Origin of the sequence: Methylobacterium organophilum (genome assembly GCF_022179465.1) — a bacterium.
GTDB lineage: Bacteria > Pseudomonadota > Alphaproteobacteria > Rhizobiales > Beijerinckiaceae > Methylobacterium > Methylobacterium organophilum.
Genome location: NZ_BPQV01000003.1, coordinates 19839 through 40936, shown reverse-complemented (window position 1 = coordinate 40936; position 21098 = coordinate 19839). Strand labels below are relative to the sequence as shown.

General features: G+C 69.7%; 26 protein-coding genes and 2 tRNA genes. 9 read left to right on the top strand and 19 right to left on the bottom strand.

Annotated elements, in window-relative coordinates; all coding sequences use genetic code 11:
* Positions 1-72 precede the first annotated feature (72 nt).
* Positions 73-504, top strand: coding sequence for a hypothetical protein (locus MFF21_RS05695; RefSeq protein WP_238310254.1), 432 nt, complete (start codon positions 73-75; stop codon positions 502-504).
* Between the two features lie 31 nt (positions 505-535).
* Positions 536-2008, top strand: coding sequence for a cobyric acid synthase (locus MFF21_RS05690; RefSeq protein WP_238310253.1), 1473 nt, complete (start codon positions 536-538; stop codon positions 2006-2008).
* Here the strand turns inward: MFF21_RS05690 and cbiB are convergent.
* A complete protein-coding gene (gene cbiB / locus MFF21_RS05685) occupies positions 2001-2996 on the bottom strand; it encodes an adenosylcobinamide-phosphate synthase CbiB (protein WP_238310252.1) in 996 nt (331 codons plus the stop codon). The two genes, MFF21_RS05690 and cbiB, sit on opposite strands and share 8 nt — an antisense overlap.
* A gap of 25 nt (positions 2997-3021) precedes the next feature.
* On the opposite strand from cbiB, the gene cobD reads away from it, so the two are divergent.
* Positions 3022-4050 (top strand): threonine-phosphate decarboxylase CobD, encoded by a 1029-nt coding sequence (gene cobD, locus MFF21_RS05680; protein WP_238310251.1) that lies wholly within the window; start codon positions 3022-3024, stop codon positions 4048-4050.
* On the opposite strand, the gene MFF21_RS05675 is transcribed toward cobD, so the two are convergent.
* Positions 4037-5209: an MFS transporter gene (locus tag MFF21_RS05675; RefSeq protein WP_238310250.1), complete on the bottom strand. Its 1173-nt coding sequence runs from the start codon at positions 5207-5209 to the stop codon at positions 4037-4039. The genes cobD and MFF21_RS05675 overlap by 14 nt on opposite strands.
* 315 nt (positions 5210-5524) lie before the next feature.
* On the opposite strand from MFF21_RS05675, the gene MFF21_RS05670 reads away from it, so the two are divergent.
* The 3 genes from MFF21_RS05670 (at position 5525) to MFF21_RS05660 (ending at position 7769) form a co-directional block, all read left to right on the top strand.
* The gene (locus MFF21_RS05670; RefSeq protein WP_238310249.1) at positions 5525-5713 is read left to right on the top strand and encodes a hypothetical protein; all 189 of its coding nucleotides are present in this window, start codon (positions 5525-5527) and stop codon (positions 5711-5713) included.
* Positions 5714-5839: 126 nt separating this feature from the next.
* Positions 5840-7249 (top strand): malonyl-CoA decarboxylase, encoded by a 1410-nt coding sequence (locus tag MFF21_RS05665; RefSeq protein ID WP_238310248.1) that lies wholly within the window; start codon positions 5840-5842, stop codon positions 7247-7249.
* Between the two features lie 76 nt (positions 7250-7325).
* Entirely contained in the window at positions 7326-7769 is a 444-nt protein-coding gene (locus MFF21_RS05660) for a hypothetical protein (RefSeq protein WP_238310247.1), read from the top strand.
* Positions 7770-7785: 16 nt separating this feature from the next.
* Here the strand turns inward: MFF21_RS05660 and MFF21_RS05655 are convergent, their stop codons facing one another.
* Positions 7786-8013 carry a hypothetical protein gene (locus tag MFF21_RS05655; protein WP_373324934.1) on the bottom strand — a complete coding sequence of 76 codons (228 nt, stop codon included), beginning with the start codon at positions 8011-8013 and terminating at the stop codon, positions 7786-7788.
* Positions 8014-8193: 180 nt separating this feature from the next.
* Between MFF21_RS05655 and fae the strand changes: the two genes are divergently transcribed.
* On the top strand, positions 8194-8733 hold the full coding sequence (gene fae / locus MFF21_RS05650) for a formaldehyde-activating enzyme (protein ID WP_238310245.1): 540 nt from the start codon (positions 8194-8196) through the stop codon (positions 8731-8733).
* Between the two features lie 200 nt (positions 8734-8933).
* The gene (locus MFF21_RS05645) at positions 8934-9182 is read left to right on the top strand and encodes a hypothetical protein (RefSeq protein WP_238310244.1); all 249 of its coding nucleotides are present in this window, start codon (positions 8934-8936) and stop codon (positions 9180-9182) included.
* A gap of 90 nt (positions 9183-9272) precedes the next feature.
* On the opposite strand, the gene urtE is transcribed toward MFF21_RS05645, so the two are convergent.
* The 6 genes from urtE to MFF21_RS05615 all read right to left on the bottom strand — a co-directional run bounded on the left by urtE (position 9273) and on the right by MFF21_RS05615 (position 15293).
* On the bottom strand, positions 9273-9968 hold the full coding sequence (gene urtE / locus MFF21_RS05640) for an urea ABC transporter ATP-binding subunit UrtE (RefSeq protein WP_238310243.1): 696 nt from the start codon (positions 9966-9968) through the stop codon (positions 9273-9275).
* A gap of 4 nt (positions 9969-9972) precedes the next feature.
* Entirely contained in the window at positions 9973-10779 is an 807-nt protein-coding gene (gene urtD / locus MFF21_RS05635; protein WP_238310242.1) for an urea ABC transporter ATP-binding protein UrtD, read from the bottom strand.
* The gene (gene urtC, locus MFF21_RS05630; RefSeq protein WP_238310241.1) at positions 10779-11927 is read right to left on the bottom strand and encodes an urea ABC transporter permease subunit UrtC; all 1149 of its coding nucleotides are present in this window, start codon (positions 11925-11927) and stop codon (positions 10779-10781) included. Before urtC ends, urtD begins: the two co-directional genes overlap by 1 nt.
* A gap of 2 nt (positions 11928-11929) precedes the next feature.
* Entirely contained in the window at positions 11930-13546 is a 1617-nt protein-coding gene (gene urtB / locus MFF21_RS05625) for an urea ABC transporter permease subunit UrtB (RefSeq protein WP_373324933.1), read from the bottom strand.
* Positions 13547-13619: 73 nt separating this feature from the next.
* Positions 13620-14855: an urea ABC transporter substrate-binding protein gene (gene urtA, locus MFF21_RS05620; RefSeq protein ID WP_238310510.1), complete on the bottom strand. Its 1236-nt coding sequence runs from the start codon at positions 14853-14855 to the stop codon at positions 13620-13622.
* A 361-nt stretch (positions 14856-15216) separates the two neighbouring features.
* Positions 15217-15293, bottom strand: a tRNA-Arg gene (locus MFF21_RS05615).
* 264 nt (positions 15294-15557) lie between these two features.
* Between MFF21_RS05615 and MFF21_RS05610 the strand changes: the two genes are divergently transcribed.
* Positions 15558-15631 (top strand) — tRNA-Gln (locus tag MFF21_RS05610).
* 73 nt (positions 15632-15704) lie between these two features.
* Here the strand turns inward: MFF21_RS05610 and MFF21_RS05605 are convergent.
* The 10 genes from MFF21_RS05605 to MFF21_RS05560 all read right to left on the bottom strand — a co-directional run bounded on the left by MFF21_RS05605 (position 15705) and on the right by MFF21_RS05560 (position 21097).
* The gene (locus tag MFF21_RS05605; RefSeq protein ID WP_238310240.1) at positions 15705-16766 is read right to left on the bottom strand and encodes a tyrosine-type recombinase/integrase; all 1062 of its coding nucleotides are present in this window, start codon (positions 16764-16766) and stop codon (positions 15705-15707) included.
* A complete protein-coding gene (locus MFF21_RS05600; protein WP_238310239.1) occupies positions 16738-16959 on the bottom strand; it encodes a hypothetical protein in 222 nt (73 codons plus the stop codon). The genes MFF21_RS05605 and MFF21_RS05600 overlap by 29 nt, the downstream gene beginning before the upstream one ends.
* 26 nt (positions 16960-16985) lie before the next feature.
* Complete coding sequence (locus MFF21_RS05595; RefSeq protein WP_238310238.1) at positions 16986-17495, bottom strand: HAD domain-containing protein; 510 nt, start codon at positions 17493-17495, stop codon at positions 16986-16988.
* A gap of 82 nt (positions 17496-17577) precedes the next feature.
* Positions 17578-18069 (bottom strand): zinc-finger-containing protein, encoded by a 492-nt coding sequence (locus MFF21_RS05590; RefSeq protein ID WP_238310237.1) that lies wholly within the window; start codon positions 18067-18069, stop codon positions 17578-17580.
* Positions 18069-18719 (bottom strand): lambda exonuclease family protein, encoded by a 651-nt coding sequence (locus tag MFF21_RS05585; protein ID WP_238310236.1) that lies wholly within the window; start codon positions 18717-18719, stop codon positions 18069-18071. Before MFF21_RS05585 ends, MFF21_RS05590 begins: the two co-directional genes overlap by 1 nt.
* The gene (locus tag MFF21_RS05580) at positions 18719-19429 is read right to left on the bottom strand and encodes an ERF family protein (RefSeq protein ID WP_238310235.1); all 711 of its coding nucleotides are present in this window, start codon (positions 19427-19429) and stop codon (positions 18719-18721) included. The genes MFF21_RS05585 and MFF21_RS05580 overlap by 1 nt, the downstream gene beginning before the upstream one ends.
* 47 nt (positions 19430-19476) lie before the next feature.
* Positions 19477-19887, bottom strand: coding sequence for a hypothetical protein (locus tag MFF21_RS05575; RefSeq protein ID WP_238310234.1), 411 nt, complete (start codon positions 19885-19887; stop codon positions 19477-19479).
* Positions 19887-20069 carry a hypothetical protein gene (locus tag MFF21_RS05570; protein ID WP_238310233.1) on the bottom strand — a complete coding sequence of 61 codons (183 nt, stop codon included), beginning with the start codon at positions 20067-20069 and terminating at the stop codon, positions 19887-19889. Before MFF21_RS05570 ends, MFF21_RS05575 begins: the two co-directional genes overlap by 1 nt.
* The gene (locus MFF21_RS05565) at positions 20069-20416 is read right to left on the bottom strand and encodes a hypothetical protein (protein WP_238310232.1); all 348 of its coding nucleotides are present in this window, start codon (positions 20414-20416) and stop codon (positions 20069-20071) included. The genes MFF21_RS05570 and MFF21_RS05565 overlap by 1 nt, the downstream gene beginning before the upstream one ends.
* Before the next feature lie 339 nt (positions 20417-20755).
* Positions 20756-21097, bottom strand: a complete 342-nt coding sequence (locus MFF21_RS05560; protein ID WP_238310231.1) for a GrlR family regulatory protein — start codon at positions 21095-21097, stop codon at positions 20756-20758.
* Between the last annotated feature and the right edge of the window lies 1 nt (position 21098).

Here is a 21098-nt window from a genome sequence, read left to right as displayed (position 1 = left end):
CGGCGCCCCGATGCACAACCGGGGCCGTGCAAGCGCGGCCGGAACGCGCCCGCGCCAAGGACAGGGTGGACGATGAGACGACTCGCCTGCGCCCTCGCCGGGGCCCTTTCCCTCGCTGCCGGCCTGGCCGGCTCTCCTCCAACGGCCCGCGCCGACGAGCCGGTGACGGAGTCCTACCGGGCAGCGCCCGCTGGCCGATACCGCTCCGCGCATCGCCCGCGCACGATCGTGCGCGAGGTCGTGGTGCGCAAGCCGGTCTACGTCTACCGGACGCGCCGGGTCGTGCGGGAGGTGGTGGTGGAGCGCCCGGTCTATCTGCGGCCCCGCCCGGTCTATCGCGAGGTGGTGTTCGGCGACCCCTACGGTCCGCCGCCCTTCGCCTATGGCCCGCCGCCGTTCCGCCTGCGCCCGGCCTTCTATGGCCCCGGCTACGGCCCGGGTCCGTTCTTGCCCTTCCGCCCCCGGCCCATCGGCTGGGGCTGGGGGCCCGGGCCGTTCTTCTAGCCGGACGAAGCTTGCGCAGGGGCGCCGTGCCATGACCCGCGCCCTGATGATCCAGGGGACCGGCTCCGATGTCGGCAAGTCGCTGATCGTCGCCGGTCTCGCCCGTGCTTTCACCCGGGCCGGCCTCGCCGTGCGGCCGTTCAAGCCGCAGAACATGTCGAACAACGCCGCCGTCACCGCCGATGGCGGCGAGATCGGCCGCGCCCAGGCCCTGCAGGCGCGGGCGGCGCGGGTCCCGCCCTCGGTCCACATGAACCCGGTCCTGCTCAAGCCGCAGAGCGATGTCGGCGCGCAGGTGGTGGTGCAGGGCCGCATGGTCGGCACGGCCCGGGCGCGGGACTACCAGGCCATGAAGCCGAAGCTCCTGGCCTCGGTGCTCGACAGCTACGCGCGCCTGCGGGTGCAGGCCGACCTCGTCCTCGTCGAGGGGGCGGGCTCGCCGGCGGAGGTGAATCTGCGCCGGGGCGACATCGCGAATATGGGCTTCGCGCGGGCGGCGGGCGTGCCCGTGGTGCTGGTCGGCGACATCGACCGGGGCGGCGTCATCGCCAGCCTCGTCGGCACCAAGGTGGTGATCGAGCCGGAGGACGCGGCGATGATCCGCGGCTTCCTCGTCAACCGCTTCCGCGGCGATCCGAGCCTGTTCGACGACGGGATGGCGATCATCGCGCAGCGCACCGGCTGGGCGCCGCTCGGCCTCGTGCCGCACTTCCCCGAGGCCGCGCGCCTGCCGCCGGAGGATGCCCTCGCCCTCGACCAGCCGGGGCCGCGGCGCCTGCCCGGCGCCCCGGTGGTGGCGGTGCCGGTCTTCCCGCACATCGCGAATTTCGACGATCTCGATCCGCTCCGCCAGGAGCCCGGCGTCGAGGTGGTGTTCGTGCGCCCGGGCCTGCCCCTGCCGGAGCGGGCGGCGCTGATCGTCCTGCCCGGCTCGAAGACCACGATCGACGATCTCGCCTTCGCCCGCGCGCAGGGCTGGGACGCGGATCTGCGCGCGCATCTCGCCCGCGGCCGGCCGGTGCTGGGGCTCTGCGGCGGCTACCAGATGATGGGGCGCAGCATCGACGACCCGCACGGCATCGAGGGGGCGCCGCGCCGCGTCGAAGGTCTCGGCCTGCTCGATCTCGAGACGGTGATGACGCCGGAGAAGCGGCTCGTCGCGGTGAGCGGCACCAGTGTCTCGGACGGAGTGCCCTTCGCCGGCTACGAGATGCATGTCGGCGACACGACCGGGCCGGATGCGGCGCGGCCGCTCCTGCGCTTCTCGGACGGTAGACCGGACGGGGCGGTCTCGGTGGACGGGCGCGTCTGCGGCACCTATGTCCACGGCCTCTTCGCCGACGACCGCCAGCGGGCCGCCTGGCTCGCCCGGATCGGCGCCGCCCCGAGCGGGGAATCCTACGAGGGGGGAATCGACGCGGTGCTCGACCGCTTCGCCGACCACCTCGAAGCGCATGTCGATTGCGAGCGCCTGCTGGCGCTGGCGGGGAGCCGCCTCAGCTGAGGAAGGCCAGGGCGGCAAGGCTCGCGGCGATCAGCCAGAGCAGCAGGCAGGCGCTGCGATAGAGAGTGAGCGCCCGCTCGATATCCGCCGGGGCGGCCTCCGCCCGGCCATGGCCCATCCAGGAATCCTCCACCCGCATCTCGCCGTAGATGCGCGGGCCGGCGAGCCGCAGGCCGAGCGCCCCGGCCATCGCCGCCTCCGGCCAGCCGGCATTGGGCGAGCGGTGGTGGCGCGCGTCGCGACGGAGCGCCACCCAGCCCTCGCGGGCGGAGGCGCCCGGCTGCAGGGCGGCAGCGGCGAGGATCAGCAGGGCGGTCAGCCGGGAGGCCGGCAGGTTCACGAAATCGTCGAGCCGGGCGGAGGCCCAGCCGAAGGCCTCATGGCGCGGGGTGCGGTGGCCGATCATGCTGTCGGCGGTGTTGATCGCTTTGTAGAGCGCGCCCCCCGGCAGGCCGAGGGCGCCGATCCAGAAGGCCGGCGCGACGATGCCGTCGGAAAAGTTCTCGGACAGGCTCTCGATGGCGGCGCGGCAGATCGCGGCCTCGTCCAGGCTCTCGGGATTGCGCCCGACGATCATCGAGACGGCCCTCCGCCCGCCGGTCAGGCCCTCTTCGCGCAGGTCCCTGGCGACGCGGGCGACATGGTCGTGGAGGCTGCGCTGGGCGGGCAGACTCGCGGCGAGCAGGGCGAGGATCGGGAGGGCCGCAGCCGGTCCCGTCAGGGCGGCAAGACGGGTGAGGGCGAGCGCCGCGCCTCCCGCGACCAGGAGGAGAATGGCCAGCGCCGCCACCCCGGCGATCCGCCGCCGCTGCGGGTCGCCGCGGTTGAGCCCGCGGTCGAGCCGGCCGATCAGGGCGCCGATCCAGGTGACAGGGTGGCCGAGCAGGCTGTAGAGCGCGGCCGGATAGCCCGACGCCGCTTCCACCGCCAGGGCCAGCGCCAGGATCGCGAGGCTGCCGGGCGGGCGGATCAGGTCGGTCCAGTCCATCGCGATCCGTCGTTCCAGAGAGACCATGCCAGCAGCCGGCCGAGGGGATGAGGAGGACGCGGGCCCCGCGCCGATCCTGCATGGCGGCGACCTCGCGGCCGCGCGCCGGCTGTTTCCGGAAGCGCCCGAGCCCTGGCTCGACCTCTCGACCGGGATCAACCCGGTCCCCTATCCGCTGCCGCCCTTCGAGGCCAGCGCCCTGACACGGCTGCCCTCGCAGGCCGATCTCGCCGCACTGAAGCGGGCCGCGGCCGCGGCCTACGGCGCGCGGGATCTCGACGAGATCGCCTGCGCCCCGGGCACGCAGATCCTGATCGAGACGCTGCCGCGGCTCATGCCGGCGACGCGGGTCGCGGTGGTCGGGCCGACCTATGCCGAGCACGCGGCCGCGTGGGGCCGGGCGGGCCATGCCGTCGAGACGGTGCCGGAGCTCGCCGCGACGGCGGCCGCGGCGGTTGTCGTCCTCGTCAGCCCCAACAATCCCGATGGCCGCCGGGTCGCCCCGGCGGAGATCGAGGCCTTGCGCGCCCGGCTCGCCCGCGCCGGTGGCCTGCTGGTGCTCGACCGCGCCTTCGCGGATCTGGAGCCGGGGGAGGGGGCTTGGCCGGGCGAGCGCGACGGCTTGGTCGAACTGCGCTCCTTCGGCAAGAGCTACGGGCTCGCCGGCCTGCGCCTCGGCTTCGCCCTGGCGAGTCCGGAGTACGTCGCCCGCCTCGAGACGGCGCTCGGCCCCTGGGCGGTGTCGGGCCCGGCGATCGCCGCGGGCCGGATCGCGCTCTCCGACCTCGAATGGCGCCGGCAGATGGCGCAGACCTGCGCGGCGGAGGCGGACCGGCTCGACCGCATGCTGCTGCGGGCCGGGGGGCGGCTGGTCGGCGGCACCACCCTGTTCCGCACGGCCGATTTTCCCGACGGGCCGGGGCTGTTCCGGCGGCTCGGCGCAGCCGGGATCTATGTCCGGCGCTTCGCCGAGCACCCGGCCCGGCTGCGCTTCGGCCTGCCGGGGGGCAAGGCGGCCTGGTGCCGCCTGTCCCGGGTGCTCAAGCCGTCCTGACGCGGCCGCCGGCCGCCACCGCGAGGGCCGCCAGGGCGAAGCCGAGGCCGACGACGCAGACCCCCGGCCAGCCGGCGAACAGGAAGGCCTGGGTGCCGCAGAAGGCCCCGACCGCGCCGCCGCTGAAGATGGCTGTGAACAGCACGGTGTTGATGCGGCCGCGGGCGCCGGGCGCCAGGGCATAGGCCCGGGTCTGGTTGGCGATGAGCGCGCCGTTGATGCCGACATCGATCAGCAGCACGCCGAGGACGATGGCCGTGAGCGACCAGGTGCCCGCCGCCCAGAGCATGGTGAAGGCCGCCACCACGCACAGGCCCCCGGCGATCACCACGGGCTTGGCGCCCTCCCGGTCGCTGAAGCGTCCTGCGATCGGCGCGAACAGGGCGCCGGCGAGGCCGATCACCCCGAACAGCCCCGCGCCCGCCGGGGTGAAGGAGAAGGGCTCCGCCTCGACGAGGAGGGCGAGCGTCACCCAGAAGGCGTTGAAGCTCGCGAAGAGCAGGGCCTGGGACAAGCTGGCGTTCCGCAGGACCGGCTGCGTGCGCACGAGGCCCAGCACCGAGTACATCAGCGCCCGGTAGCGCAGCGGCTTGCCGCCTCCGCCCGCCGGCAGCGTCGCCGTGGCGAGCCCGGCCATGGCCAGCGCCAGCGCCGCCGCCCCGAGGAAGACGGCGCGCCAGCCGAGATGCGCGCCGACGAAACCGCTCAAGGTCCGTGCGAGCAGGATGCCGCCGAGCAGCCCTGTCATCACCTGGCCGACGATGCGGCCCCGCGTGGCATCGGGGGCGAGCTCCGCCGCGAAGGGCACGGCCTGCTGTGCCGCCGAGGCGAGCACCCCGACGGCGAGGCTCGCGAGCGTGAGGGCGAGGAGATTCGGGCTGAGACCCGCGGCAACCAGGGCCACGGCGAGGGCGAGGAGCTGCCACACGATCAGCCTGCGACGGGGCAGGCTGTCCCCCAGCGGCACCAGCAGGAGGATGCCCAGGCCGTAGCCGACCAGCGTCGCGGTCGGCACGAGAAGGGCTGCCCGCTCGCCGAGATCCTGGACCAGGACGGCAAGCAAGGGCTGGTTGTAGTAGATATTGGCGACCGCCCCGCCCGCGATCAGGGTGAGGCCGAGGCGCGTGCGGGCCGTGAAGCCGGAATGCGGGACGTTCATCGGCCTGTTTCCCGCGGCGCCTCGAGAGAGGCGGGAGGGAGCGGCAGGGTCAAGTAGGACATAGGCCGGCCTATGTTGTGGAACACGCGCCGGCAAGCCGATCCGGCCGGGGGCGGCCTTGCGTCTCAGGGATGCGGGGTTTGCACCTGAGGGTTGTCGTCCCCATATCCAATTCCTTGGGGATGTTGAGGGTTTTGGCGGTGGACTCGCCTGCGGCCCCCGTCTCGGCCTATCCTTGGGCCCAAGCCCCGCGCGAATCGCGCAGCCCCCCATTCCAACGGGAAGATCGCAACACAGGAACGACAGGGACAGCGGATGTCGCACTACCGCATCGATTTCGCCAAGCAGATCCTCGGGGTGCCCTTCAAGGTGGGCTCGGTGGAGATCGCGCGGGCGCGCGATCCGGAGCGGGCCCTGCGCGCGGCGGAGCTGCGTTTCGCCCGCCTGCACGGGGTGCTCGACTGGCGCGAGCGTGCGGATACGGCCGCGCTCGCTGCGGCGTGATCGAGTGGCTGCCCATGCCTTGAGGTGGCTGGCCCCGGCGGCCTGATCGCCTTACATCCCTGAGCGGTGCTGCCGCCGGCTGGCGGCGCCGATGACAAGCGGGCGGGGAGGTCCAGGCGGCGTTTCATGGCGGCGATCTCGTTCCTCGGCGACCTCCTTCAGACCATCAGCGACCGCGGCCGCGACCTGATCAGCTTCGGGCGCGGCGATCCGGCGCGCAATGCCGATGCCGGCGAGCTCCTGAAGCTCTGCGAAGACCTGATCTCCCGGCGCGGCGAGGCCTCCGGCGTCGCCCTGGCCCGCCTGATTCTCGACCGCTACGCGGTGCTGCCGGCGCCCGAGCGCCTCGCCTTTCTCCGGCTGATCGCAGCCGAGTTCGATGCCGACCACGAGGCGGTGGACGAGGCCATCGCCGCCTACCGCGCCGACCCGACCCGGGCCCGGCTCGGGCGCCTGCACGCGGCGGCCGAGCCCCGCGCCCAGGAGCTGATCCGCCGGCTCAACCTCGCCCGAGGCGGCACGCTCGCCCTGGTGCGCATGCGCGAGGACCTGTTCGGCCTACGCAAGACCCTGCGCCAAGAGGGGGCCGATCCGGACCTGATCGACGCCGCCGACAGCCTCGACAGCGATTTCGAGCACCTCTTCGCCTCGTGGTTCAACCGGGGCTTCCTGGTGCTGCGTCACATCGACTGGACGACGCCGGCCCATATCCTGGAAAAGATCATCCGCTACGAGGCGGTGCACGCGATCCAGGACTGGAACGATCTGCGCCGGCGCATCGAGCCGGCGGACCGGCGCTGCTTCGCCTTCTTCCATCCCGCCCTGCTCGACGAGCCGCTGATCTTCGTCGAGGTGGCGCTGACCGGCGGCATCCCCGGGGCGATCGGGCCGATCCTCGCCGACGAGCGCGAGACCCTGCCGATCAAGGCCGCCAACACGGCCGTGTTCTACTCGATCTCGAACTGCCAGAAGGGCTTGGCCGGCGTCACCTTCGGCAACTTCCTCATCAAGCAGGTGGTCGAGGACATCGTCCGCGAGGTCCCGAGCCTGAAGACCTTCGTCACCCTGTCGCCGGTGCCGGGCTTCCGCAGCTGGCTCGACCGGGAGCGCCGGGCGGATGCGCCGCAGGGCCTGACCCGGGAGGACGTGGAGACCCTGCGCCTGCTCGACCGCCCGGACTGGGCCGCCGACAAGGCGGCCTGCGAGGCCGTCCGAAAGGCGATGATTCCCGCCGCGGCGGCCTATTTCCTGCGCGCCAAGAACGAGAAGGGCCGCCCGCTCGACCCCGTCGCCCGCTTCCATCTCGGCAACGGCGCCCGGCTGGAGCGGGTGAACTTCCTCGGGGACACCTCGGCCAACGGGATGAAGCAATCCTACGGGCTGATGGTGAACTACCTCTACGATCTTTCCGCCATCGAGAAGAACCACGAGACCTATGCCGATCTCGGTACGGTCGCGACCTCCTCCGCCGTCAGCCGCGAGTTGCGCGCCAACCTGCCGCCGATCCGCGCCGTGGCGCTCGCGGAAGCGGGATGAACGTGGCCTCTTGACCGCGCAAGCGTAGCGGTTTCAATGCGGGCCGATGCGTGTCCGGGTTGAGAGGGCGACGACAATGCGGCGGCTGGCGCTTGCGCTCGCCCTCGGTTCGAGCCTCGCGGTCTCGGGCTGCACGGGCTTCGCCTATATCTCGAAGACCTACGTGGCGCAGACGCCGCAGGTCGTGACCATCGGCTGCAACGAGCCCTACGAGATCTACGACAACCGGCAGCGCCGCCGGGTGCTGGTGGTTTCGAACGCCCTGCGCGAAGTCACCGGCTGCGATGTCGGCGACCTGCAGGCCGGGCGCCCGCCGGCCGAGACCCGGACGACCCGCTTCCGCACCGCTGCCCGCACCTATCTCGACGAGACCGTGCGCGAGGATTGCAAGATCACCGGCGAGACGGTGTTCAGCGACCTCCAGAGCGAGTTCACCTATTCCTGTGCCGAGCCTGTCGAGCCGCGGGGCGCCAAGGTGCCGCGCCTGCCGGGCCGCCGCCCGGTCACCGGCACGCGCTGAGCCCCGAAGCCGGGCGTTACGCGTCGCGGGAGGGAGAGAAGGTCCGCTCGGTGGCGTCGCCCGCCGCCCGCAGCAAGGCGCGGGCGAAGGCGCGGGCTTCTGCCCGTTCCAGGCGTAGGAGCGCGGTGACCGGCTTGCCGTCGAGATCCGGCAGGGCGATCTCCAGGCGCACGCCCTCGCCCTCCGCCGTTGCCGAGAGGCTCCAGCCGCGCTCCCTCGGCATCTGACCGCCCGTTCCGCCCATCGCCGGCACTCCCGCCCTCGCCGCCTGCCGTCCCGCGGCGGGCACGCTGCCCGTCAATGGCCGATCGACGCCCGGGACGCCAGGGGCATGCGCGCGCCGTGATTGACGGGGGAGGCCCGGGATGATGTCTGCGCGGCCGATGCCGCTCGCTGCGGCCCATCCGTCAACGAGGGTGTTTCCATGTCCGAGATCTGGTTCCGCACCGGCGAGGCGACCGTGCTCGCCGCCGAGGGGCAGTACACCGATGCCATGCCCGAGGTGCTGATCGGCTCCACCCGCGGCCCCGTCGGCCAAGCCTTCGCCTCGATGATGGGGCAGGTGCAGGGCCATACCCGCATGTTCGTGGTGCGCGACCTCAACCAGCTCGTGCGTCCGGCCACGATGATGACCACCAAGGTCACCATCCACACGGCCGAGTATGCCGAGTTGCTCGGCGGCGTGGTCCAGGCCGCCACGGGCGACGCGATCATCGATTGCGTGATCGAGGGCGTGCTGCCGAAGGACGGGCTCGACGAGCTCTGCATGATCATCATGATCTGGCTCGACGAGCGTTGCGCCGCCGACCCGAACGTCGACCGCAAGGACCTCTACCGCACCAACTACGAGGCGACGAAGCTCGCCATCGCCCGCGCCATGAAGGGCGAACCGACGATCGACGAGCTGATCGCCAACCGCAAGACGGTGAAGCACTACGCCCTGGAAGACGTCATCGACTACTGAGCGCGTCGCCGAGGGAGCGGCCCATGCCGCTCCCTCCGTCTCGCGAAGTCTCCGCTTCTCCTGGGCCGGGATGAATTTCATCCCGGTTGCTGCGTGCGCATAAGCACGTCACGCCGGCCGGTGACACCCCATCTCAAGATCACGCAAGATGAAGTGGCTCCGGATCGACCGGCCACATTGCGAAGGAGCTTGAGAAGACGATGAAAACCCGTGTCGCCGCTGCCGTCACCGCCCTCGTTCTCGGCGTTGCCGCCCCGGCCTCGTCCGCCCTGGCGTTCTCGGAGAGCTGGGACCCGCGCTACGACGTGACGACGACGGGCTCTCTCAACCCTTCCGACCACCCGCGCTATGACCGCTGCCCGATGAGCTCGGCCAGCGAGGGCAACGCCCAGCAGCAGAACTTCCCGACCAAGCAGTACGGCCAGACCTCCGGTGGCTACCGCTGCTGATCGGATCGCCGGCCTCGGGCCGGCGCCTCCTGAAGCGTGACGAGGCAGGCGGCGGGACTCCGGTCCCGCCGTTTCCATGTCGGGCCGGCGCTAAACCGACATCAACCGCAGCACGTCCGCCTCGACCATCTCCGCGCGTGTCCCCGACAGCACCACCTGCCCGCGATCCATCACCGCGTAGCTGTCGCAGAGGTCGCGGGCCCACTCGAAATACTGCTCGACCAGCACGATCGCCATCTCGCCCTTGTCGCGCAGGTAGCTGATCGCCCGGCCGATATCCTTGATGATCGAGGGTTGGATGCCCTCCGTCGGCTCGTCGAGCACGAGCAGCTTCGGGCGGGTGACGAGGGCGCGGCCGATGGCGAGCTGCTGCTGCTGGCCTCCGGAGAGGTCGCCGCCGCGCCGGTGCAGCATGTCCTTCAGCACCGGGAACAGGTCGTAGATCTCGGCCGGCACGTAGCGGTCCTTGCGCGCGCAGGGGGCGAAGCCCGTCTCGAGATTCTCCTTCACGGTCAGCAGCGGGAAGATCTCGCGGCCCTGGGGCACGAAGGCGACCCCGGCCCGCGCCCTATCGTAGGGCGCCAGCCCCGAGAGCACCGTGTCGCCCAGCCGGATCGAGCCCTTGGCGATGGGCTGCTGCCCGACGATGGCGCGCAGCAGCGAGGTCTTGCCGACGCCGTTGCGCCCGAGCACGGTGGTGACCTTGCCGGTCTCGGCGGTGAGCGAGACCCCGCGCAGGGCCTTGGCCGCCCCGTAATAGAGATCGATTCCGTCGACCGTCAGCATCGCCTCAGCGCCCCAGATAGACTTCGACCACCTTCGGGTCGGCGGACACGGCGTCGATCGAGCCTTCGGCCAATACCGCGCCCTCGTGCAGGCAGGTGACGCGGCATTCGAGGGCGCGCACGAAATGCATGTCGTGCTCCACCACGATCACCGCGTGGTCGCGGGCGATCTCCCGCAGGAGCCGTGCCGTCTCGGCGGTCTCGGCGTCGGTCATGCCGGCCACCGGCTCGTCCACGAGCAGGAGCTTCGGGTCCTGTGCGAGCAGCATGCCGATCTCCAGCCACTGCTTCTGGCCGTGGGAGAGATCGGCCGCCGGCCGTTCGCGATGGGCGATCAGCCCAACCTTGGTGAGCAGCGCGTCGATGCGCTCGGCCGCGACGCGATTGCGCCAGCCGAACAGGGAGGCGACGCCCGAGCGCGGACCTTTCAGCGCCAGCAGGATGTTGTCGGCCACCGTGTGGCTCTCGAATACGGTGGGCTTCTGGAATTTCCGGCCGATGCCGAGGTCGGCGATGGCCGGCTCGTCGAGCTTGGTCAGGTCGAAGGTGCCGTCGAAGAGCGCGATGCCGGTATCGGGCCGCGTCTTGCCGGTGATGCAGTCCATCATCGTGGTCTTGCCGGCCCCGTTCGGGCCGATGATCGCGCGCATCTCCCCCCGGTCGAGGGTCAGCGAGAGGCCGCGCAGGGCCCGGTAGCCGTCGAAGGTGACCTTGAGATCGTCGAGATAGAGGAGGGCCTCCGTGACCTTGCGGGCCGGTGTGGCGCCTGCCTCGGCGGAGGCCGGCGGGGCGAGGAGATCGGCGCTGCTCATCAGCCCTGGCCTTCTTCCGCGAGCTTCGGGGGAATCGCGGGCTCGGGCGGAAGCTTGGCCGCCGCCCTCCGGCTGCCGAAGCGCTCCACCAGCGTGCCGACGATGCCCTTGGGCAGGAACAGTGTCACCACCACGAACAAGGCGCCTAGCGCGAAGAGCCAGGCATCCGGCAGGGCGCCGGTGAGCACCGTCTTGGCGTAGTTGACGATCACGGCACCGAGCGCTGCGCCGACCAGCGTGCCGCGTCCGCCGACCGCGACCCAGATCACCGCCTCGATGGAGTTGGTGGGGGCGAACTCACCTGGATTGATGATGCCGACCTGCGGCACGTAGAGCGCGCCGGCCACGCCCGCCATCATGGCCGAGACCGTGAAGGCGAGCGTCTTGTAGTGCTCCGGCCGGTAGCCGAGAAAGCGCGTGCGCGATTCCGCGTCGCGCACGGCGATCAGGATCTTGCCGTAGGCCGAGACCGTCATGAAGCGGGCGACGAGGTAGCCGAGCGCCAGGGCGATCCCGGTCGCCACGAACAGCGCCACGCGCGTGCCCTGCGCCTGGACGGGGAAGCCGAGGATGTCCTTGAAGTCGGTCAGCCCGTTATTGCCGCCGAGACCCATGTCGTTGCGGAAGAAGGCCAGCATCAGCGCGAAGGTCATCGCCTGGGTGATGATCGACAGGTAGACGCCCGTTACCCGCGAGCGGAAGGCGAGCCAGCCGAACACGAAGGCGAGCAGCCCCGGCACCGCCAGCACCATCAGCGCCGCGAAGGCGAAGTGGTCGAAGCCGAGCCAGTACCAGGGCAATTCCTTGTAGTTCAGGAACACCATGAAGTCGGGCAGGACCGGGTTGCCGTAGACGCCGCGCGGCCCGATCTGCCGCATCAGGTACATGCCCATCGCGTAGCCGCCGAGCCCGAAGAAGGCGCCGTGGCCGAGGGAGAGGATGCCGCAATAGCCCCAGACCAGATCGAGGCTGAGCGCGAGCAGGGCGAAGGCGAGGTACTTGCCGAACAGTGAGACGAGGTAGGTCGGCAGGTGCAGGCCCGAGCCCTCGGGGATGACGAGGTTCAGGAGCGGGACGATTGCGCAGAAGGCGGCGAGCGCCGCCAGGAAGATCCAGCCCTTCGGGTCGATGAGGCGGGTGCGGGGCATGCTCACGATTCCACCGCCCGGCCCTTGAGGGCGAACAGGCCGCGCGGGCGCTTCTGGATGAAGAGGATGATGAAGATCAGAAGGGCGATCTTGGCGAGCACGGCGCCGAGATACGGCTCGAACAGCTTGTTGGCGACGCCCAGCGTCAGCGCCGCCACCAGCGTGCCCCAGAGATTGCCCACGCCCCCGAACACCACGACCAGGAAGGAATCGATGATATAGCCCTGGCCGAGATTGGGCGAGACGTTGTCGATCTGCGAGAGCGCGACGCCGGCAATGCCCGCGATGCCGGAGCCAAGGCCGAAGGTCATGGCGTCGACCCAGGGCGTGCGGATGCCCATGGCGGCGGCCATGCGCCGGTTCTGCGTCACCGCCCGCGTCTTCAGGCCGAAAGACGTCCTCCGCAGCACGAAGAGCAGCCCGAGGAAGACCGCGAAGGAGAAAGCCACGATCCAGAGTCGGCCCCAGGTGATCGACAGGCCGAACAGGTCGAAGGCGCCGGTCATGAAGGCGGGCGAGCCGACCTCCCGGTTGGTCGGCCCGAAGATCGAGCGCACGGTCTGCTGCAGGATCAGGCTGACGCCGAAGGTGGCGAGCAGGGTCTCGAGCGGGCGCCCGTAGAGATAGCGGATGATGCCGCGCTCGATCGCGACGCCTACCGCGCCGGCCACGAGGAAGGCGCAGGGGATGCTGATGACCAGCGACCAGTCGAACAGGCCGGGGGCGTGGGCGCGGATCGTGTCCTGCACGAGGAAGGTCGTGTAGGCCCCGAGCATCACCATCTCGCCATGGGCCATGTTGATGATGCCCATCACCCCGAAGGTGATGGCGAGCCCGATGGCGGCGAGCAGCAGCACCGAGCCGAGCGACAGGCCGTACCAGACGTTCTGGGCCGCGCCGACGAGGGCGAGCCGCCGCTCGATCGAGGCGATGCCGCGCTCGGCGGCGGCCCTCACGGCCTCGCTCGGGTCGCTGGCGCTAAGTCCGCGCAGGATCGCGATGGCATCGCCGTCGCCGCGGGCCTGGATCGCCGAGAGCGCGGACAGCCGATCCGCCTCGGACGTGCCGGGCTGACCCAGCAGCAGGGCGGCGCGAGCCTCCCCGAGACTCTTGCGCAAGCGCGGATCGCTCTCCTTGGCGAGGGCGGCCTCGAGCGCCGGCAGGGCGGCCGCGTCGCGGGCCTTGAACACGGCATCCGCCGCCTCCCGGCGCTTGCCCGCATCCGGGCTCGCGAGGTTGAGGAGACCCTGCGCCGCCTCGATCGCCCGGCGGACCTTGTTGTTGGCGCGGACCGGCTTCAGGCCCTCGGCCGTCGCCGGGACACCGGTGCGGGCATCGACGAGGCCGTTGGCCTCCTTGACGAACAGCGCCTTGTCCGAGGGCCGGTGGAGCAGCCGCCCGTCCGACAGGGCGGTGAGGACCGCACTCGCACGCGGATCGCCGCTCGCCGCGAGCCCGGTGATGCCGGCCTCGATGTCGGAATAGCTGTCGGCGGCGAGCCTGCCGTAGGCCGTGTCCGCGGGCGTCTGCGCCAGGGCGATGCCCGGCAGGACGAGGATCAGCAGCAGGGCCAGCAGGTGGCCCGTGACGCCGCTCGCCCGCGCTTCGAACCAACGCACATCCCGCTCCTCTCGACGCCTTCGGCATCCTGCCCGCGTCGCGCGCGGGCAGGTCAGTCCGACGTGACGGCGCTCAGGCGCCGCCGCATTTCTTGGTCTTGGTGTTGTAGTTGCCGCACTTGAGCGTGACCCAGTCGGCCTCGAGGTCCTTCGAGCCCTCGAGCTGCTTGGACCAAGCCTCGCCGGGGATCAGCTCGTCGGTCTTGTTGACCACGTCGAACTGGCCGTCATCCTTGATCTCGCCGATGAAGACCGGCTTCGTGATGTGGTGGTTGGGCAGCATCTTCGAGGTGCCGCCGGTGAGGTTCTTCTGCTCGATGCCGGGCAGGGCGTCGATCACCTTGTCGGGATCGGTGGTGCCGGCCTTCTCCACCGCCTTCACCCACATGTTGAAGCCGATGTAATGCGCCTCCATCGGATCGTTGGTGACGCGCTTCGGGTTCTTGGTGAAGGCCTTCCACTGTTCGATGAAGGATTTGTTCTCCGGCGTGTCGATCGACATGAAGTAGTTCCACGCCGCGAGGTGGCCGACGAGCGGCTTGGTGTCGATGCCGGCGAGCTCCTCCTCGCCGACCGAGAAGGCGACGACCGGGATGTCGGTGGCCTTCACGCCCTGGTTGGCGAGCTCCTTGTAGAAGGGCACGTTGGCATCGCCGTTGATCGTCGAGACCACGGCGGTCTTCTTGCCCGCCGAACCGAAGCTCTTGATCGCGGCGACGCGCGTCTGCCAGTCCGACTGGCCGAACGGGGTGTAGTTGATCGAGATGTCCTCCGGCTTCACGCCCTTGGCCTTGAGGTAGGCTTCGAGGATCTTGTTGGTGGTGCGCGGATAGACGTAGTCCGTGCCCTCCAGCACCCAGCGCTCGACCTTCTCCTCCTTCATCAGGTAGTCGACGGCCGGGATCGCCTGCTGGTTCGGGGCGGCGCCGGTGTAGAACACGTTGCGCTCGCTCTCCTCGCCCTCGTACTGGACGGGGTAGAACAGGATCGAATCCAGCTCCTTGAACACCGGCAGGACGGATTTGCGGGACACGCTGGTCCAGCAGCCGAACACCGCCGCGACCTTGTCCTTCGCGATCAGCTCGCGCGCCTTCTCGGCGAAGAGCGGCCAGTTGGAGGCCGGATCGACCACCACCGGCTCCAGCTTCTTGCCGAGCAGGCCGCCCTTCTTGTTCTGCTCCGCGATGAGCATCAGCATCGCGTCCTTGAGCGTCGTCTCGGAGATCGCCATCGTCCCCGAGAGCGAGTGCAGGATGCCGACCTTGATGGTCTCCTGTGCCTGCGCCACGCCCGAACCGAGCGCACCCATCACGAGCCCAGCTGCCAGAGCGGCGGCCGAGCCCCAGGTCTTCCAAGCTTTCACGATCTACCTCTTGGCGTCGTCCCGAGACGGTCAAGCTCTATGCAAGCGACACGCCAGGGTGACCGGAACTTGGGCGACCTCCTCCCGGGACTCCGGCCAGCGCCTCGGTTATGCCTATTATCTCGGCATATCACGCTGATCCGAGGCAGAATTCGGTCCGGGACTGCGTCAGGGTCGGTCCGCTGCGAAGCGCGGTGCCGAAAAGATCGGCTTCGGTCGGCGTTCCGCCCGCTCGAACGAAAGGAGCGCCCCGCCTCCGAAGAGCCCGCCTCGCAGGAGGACGTCTTTCGATCGGAGCAAAACGGGCTGGCGACCCCGGTAGGGCTCGAACCTACGACCTGCCGCTTAGAAGGCGGCTGCTCTATCCAGCTGAGCTACGGGGCCTGACAGGGCCGTGGCTCAGAAGCCATGGTGCCCCGGCCCGGTCAAGGGCTTGCCGAGCGGTCCGGCCTTCGCTGCGGCGCGGGTTCGCGCCCCGGGTTCCGGGACGGCTTCGCGATCGCGTGGCGGTTCCCGCGCAAAACGGGATGGACAAGCCGGAGCAGAGGCACTACATGGCGCGGGTCGTCGGCGGCCGGTCCGGACATGTGATCCGGATCCATCGTGAGCCACGGCGCCAATTTCTAAGCGCGCTCAAGCGCTTAATGTTGGGGGATAGTTTAACGGTAGAACAGCGGACTCTGACTCCGTTAGTCGTGGTTCGAATCCACGTCCCCCAGCCACCTTTGAAATCAAGTACTTAGGCCCTGAACAAACGTTCCCGGAAAGGCCGGTTAGACAAAACCGTCCGTCTGGTTAGACAGCCTTTGTGCGCTTCCTGTTCTCCCGATCCAGTCGCCGCACCACGCCCTTGAGCTTGGGTTCGAGGTCGGCCTCGCGCGAGTAGTGCGCTGCCATGCCCTCGGTTTCCTGGCCGAGCATGTCGGCGATCGTGCGCGTGTCGAAGCCCAGGCGGCGCATCCGAGTGGCCGCCGTGTGGCGCAGACCGTGGAAGGTCAGGCCGTCCGCCACCTTGCCCTCCGCCTCGAGCGTGCGGATGAGCCGGAAGAACGAGCCGCGGAACCCGTCCTGCTGCCAGGGTCGGCCGAGGCTGTTGACCAGCAGGGTGACCGCATCGTGCTTCGGCAGGGCGCGAAGGGCGGCGTCTACCTCCGCGGGGGCCGGCACCTTCACGGGTTTGCCGCTCTTGGCAGAGATCCGGGACAGCGTGCCGGTGCGGCTGTTCCAGCTGTCACGCCGCACGGACAGGGCCTCGCCCTGGCGGTAGCCGAGGATGCCGCCGAGCAGGATAGCGGCGCGCAGCTCGGGAGAGGCGGCGGTCAGGACCGCATCCCATTCCTCTTCCGTCCAGGGACGATTCGCGCGCTGCTGGCTCTTGGGCCGGCGCAGCTTCTTCACGTCCCGGACCGGGTTGGCGTCGGCGAGCTGCTTCTCCACAGCGTGGGCGAAGACGACGCTGATCACCGACAGCACGTAGTTCGCGAAGCGGCGGTTGCGCTCCTTATGCGCGCGATCCCGTAACCCCGCCACGAATCCGCGGCCCCACTTGGACACCTCGACATCGTGCCACGTCGACAGCCAGTCGATCACGCCGAGGTAGTCCTGGCGGGTGCGGGGCGCGAGATCGGTCTTGAAGTGCTCGGTTTCCCGGTACGCCTTGACCAGCCCGCCCCAGGTGCCAGCCTTCTCCTTCGCGCCGGGCTTGGCCTTGTCGCGGATCGCCTGCAGAGCGGTCCACCATTCCGGGGAGCCGTAGACGTGCGGCGGCGTCAGGCGGATCCCGCTGGCGCGATCGTAGGCGTAGAGGATGCCCTTCGAGGTGTAGACCTTAACGCCGGGGACGCGCACCTTTGCCATGGCCGGGCCTGTTGAGGAGGTCTTCGATGCTCTCAACATGCTCGCCGGTCTCAAGACTGTCTATCCAACGGTCCAGGTCGCGCACGTCGTAGCGCAAGCCCTGCTTGCCTGGCCGAACCCGCTTCGGCTGGACGGGAATTGCCGCCGTCGCTCCGAGACCGAGATAGCTCGCGGCCTCGGAGCGGTTCAGCATGCGTCGCGCGGGAGCATCTAGGCGGTTCACTCTTCCGCTTCCGCAATAGAGCTGCTGCCGGAGCGACCGGCGGGAGTGGGGGAAAGGAGCGCGATCAGCCTATCGGCGTGCGTCCGGGTCAGACCGTGTTCGAAGCTGGTCTGGACGAAGCGAGGCATCTGCTCGGGGAGCATGTCGCTGTCGTCGTCCACGATCGCATAGGGCGGCGATCCGTTGCGGCTGAGCCAATCGGCAATCTCGGTGCCGCGCACGGGCGCTGTGGGGTCATCCGTACTGAACTCGGGTGTCCGCCAGTCCCGGCGGAACCGGGCCTTCAGGCCGTAATCGCGTAGGATATGTCGGCAGCCGCCCTGGCCCTGACCGATTCCCTTGCGCCAGGTGGACGAGATGACAAGCCGGCAGCCGGTGATGCGGACGACCTCGTTTAGCAGGCCGACCTTCTCACGGTCGATCTTGTGCCGCTGGTCGCGCAGGCGGACCCAGCACTCGCGCGAGTTCAGCACGCCCTCGATGTCGAGGAAGAGCACGCCGCTCACCGTCCGCCTCCCTGTTCTGTCCGGTCAGGGACGGGGGTGGCGCCGCCGCCTCCCGCGAAGCTGTCGATGACGAGCGGGCGCATCAGGCGGCGCTCCGCTTGCCCGGCTTCCGGCGGTCGCCGAACTTCGCCCAGTCGCGGATCTGCGGGTACGTCACGCCCTGGAGCGCGCCCCATGCCTCCCGGCACTGCTCGAGCGTGAACATGCCGACGTGGCACTGTTCCTCGGTCAGCCCCATCCGTGCGGCGAGGAAGCGGTAGACCCGCACCCGGGCGGCCCGCTGCACGGCTTTCACATCGGCCGCGTCGAGGTCCCCGTAGGCCTCGAGCTTGTGCGCGTCCTTCCAGAGCGGATCGACGCGGCGGCGATGGAGCAGCATCCGCGCCTCACGCAGGCTCGCATCGGCCGGCGTGCCGAGCGGCTCCTCCGTGCCCGGATGGCAGCCGCAATAGGTGTCCTCGCAGGTCGGGCAGGCCCAGATCGGCGTGTCGGCGAGGTCGGGGCGGTTCGGATAGATCTCCGCGCCGCTGGTGAGCCGGGCGGTCGCCCCACACGAGCAGGTCGGCGCCGGCATCAGGCGGCCTCCTGCTGCGGACGGCAGGCATCGGCGATGCGCTCGATCCGCGCGTCCACCTCGGCCAGGAAGATCCGCGCCTCGTCCTCGAGCTTGGCGATCGCCTCGGCCCGGTCGCTGCGCAGCACACGTCGGACGAACAGGCGCATGTCGTCGGGGAGACGCGGATCGTAGGAGACGAAGTCCACCCACTGGCAGCCCGGGCAGCAGGCAAGCTGCGCGTCGAGCTGCGGGAAGTGGTCCGGCGGGATCACGCCGCTCAGGACCGTCTCCAGATGGGTGCGCGTCGTCGGGCACTTGAACTCGACGAGCCCCTCCTCGCCGACAAGCCGGTCCGGACTGGCGCCGAACATCGCGATCGTCGGGTGTGGGACGAAACCGATCTTCGCCGTGTCGAGGTCGGTGAAGAACTCGTAGGCGAAGCAGGCCGCGGGCTCCTGCTCGGAGCCCCAGAGCATCTCGGCCGACACGTAATGCGGCGCGGTCAGCCCGGTGAGCCGCTCGGCGACGAGCTCCATCAGGTAGCGCTCGCGCTCGGCCTTGGGCGTGCCCTTGAGGGTCTTCGCCACGACGTCGGCGGCGCGGGAGGCGGTGAGCCGCCCGATCCGGGCGGCCAGCCACTCGGCGGAACCTTGGACCATCTCCGACATCAGCGGCGCTCCTTCCGCTTGAGGTCGCGCACGGCCGCGTCGAAGCGGTTCGCCGGCAGGTCCGCGAGGCTCTCGACGCCGAGATGGCGGACGAACTTCGAGAGGTCGGCGCCGACGGCCTCGACCAGATCACGAAGCTCGATGAGCTGATCCTCCGTGATGGTCGGACCGGCATCGCGGCCGGCGTTGCCGTCGTCGTCCTCGTTCGTGAGGGCGACGTTGAAGATCATCAGGGTGAGGTAGCGGCGGCCGTAGCTGACGGTCGAGCCGAAGCCCTGCACCGGGGTCTTGTTCCGGTTGCCCTGGGCCCCGGCGGTGTCGGACGGAAGGTCGACCTGGTGCGTCCGGGTGTGACCGTCCTTGTGGGCGACGGAGCAGACGATGCGGATCTCGCCCGGGCGCGCGGGCTCGCCGGTGTCGAACGATAGCGAGAAGCCGTGCCGTGTGATGATCGGCGTGATCTTCTTCGCGATCGTCTCGAGTCGGGCATAGCGCGACTGGGTGTGGCTATTCGCGGCGTCGCGCAGCACGCGCGGCATCTCGGCCTGGGCCGCCGCCATGGCCGCGTTGAAGGCGGTCTCCCGCTCCCGCGCGACCATCTTCTCGCGCATCTCGAAGAGGCGCTCCATGCGGTCGAGATCGATCGAAGGATCGCGGGCGGCACGCTCGATCATGCTGAGGATCGCGACGGTCTCGCTCTGCGCAGACACGGGTGCCGGCCGCTCCTCGGCCGTCACAATTTCCTGACGTTGAGCACTCATGCAGCAACCTGCTGATCAGGGTGGAAGGACAGGTCGGGCCGCAGGCGCTCGATCAGCAGGCGGCCGATCGCGTCGCGCTGGGCGGGGGTGAGGTCGAGCGGCGCCCGGACCGCATGCAGGGCCTCGATGAGGAGAGTCCCGATCTCCGCGGCCGAGAAGGGTGAGAGCGGCGGCGGCTCGGCCACGCCGAGGAAGGCGCAGGCCACCGCCAGCGTCTCGAAGGTGTGCGTGAACCGGCGGAACGGGCGCGGGAGCTGCGGCTCGGTCCGGAACCACTCCACGTTCGCGGTGAGCGCCCATTCGGGGCCGTCGGCCGCGGCGGCGTCGAAGTAGAGGGTCGCGGCCTCCACGCCGTTGAGGCGGACGGAGAAGCTGGCGCGCCCGGTGGGTTCGAGCTGGTAGACCATCAGCGGCGGCCCTCCGCGAGCTTCTGGCGGCCAGCCTCGGTGAGCGACGGCTTCGAACCGGGGCCGTGCCCGCGGACCCTGATGAAGCCGAGGCGCTGGAGCGCCGCATATTTCTGGGCGGGGACAAAGCGGCCCGCTGCGAGCCGCCCCAGCGCTTCGACAGTATCGAGGTGCGGTGCCATCACCGCCGCCCCGTCGCGTAGCCCGGCTCCAAACAGTCGGCCGGGCCGAGGCGATGCTCGTTGTCCGCGGGCATGGCTCGCGCCGGCGTGCCGGTCCCGAGGAAGCGGTAGCCGGTCAGACCGTGCGTCTTCACGTGCCAGCCCGGGTTGTTGCCGAGGAACTTCCGTGCCTCCTGATCGCAGAAGGTCTCGGCATGCCCGCGGTCGAAGACGGACCGGAGCGTGAACCAGGGACCGTCGAAGATCCGCTGCTGGATCAGCCAGCGGGAGCCATCCGGCACGAACCGGAACTCGGATACCGCCGTGACGGGAAGCGCCTCGGGCGCCAGGGCGAGGGCGGCGGCCATCAGCGACCCCGCACCGCCAGCCGGACGATCCGGGCAAGCTCGACGGTCGTCCACACAGCCACGAACGGCCCGAGGACGTAGAGCATCAGGACAGCGGCAAGAGCCTGCCCCGGCGGAAGCGTGTGGAGGATTGGGGGCACTGAAGCGGCTCCATCGGCTCGTCGAGCTGCGATGGATGACCTATGTCACCATAATGGTGACGTGTCAAGCATATGTCCCCAAAATGGAGACAAGTGTGATCGGAGTTGGCTTAGTGGTGACGCGCTGGGCTGTGGACAGCTCAGACAACAAAAAAGCCCCGCACGAAGCGAGGCTAAGAGGCCCTGCGTAAAGTTCTGCCTACACAGCGAAGGATGGCAGCTCCGTAAGCGTCACTGTCACGCGAGAGCTCCAACCGACGATTCGGCTAATAGTGCCGACCATCTCGAACTTCGATCCCTCTGATTTGCCAGAAATTTCTACGTTTGCGTCGCGCAACATATTGATATTTTTGTCAACACATGCAGGATCGTGAATATCCAGTCGGGCATGTAAAGAGAGCGCCCCATCGTTTACCTGATAGTTTCCGGTAAAATGGATCGCCTCTCCTCCGCCGTAGACCTTTCCTCCGACAAAGACAGCGATGCCGGCCAGCTTCGTGCCGCCAACAGCAGTTTCAATTTTGTAGATGCCTTCTTTCATA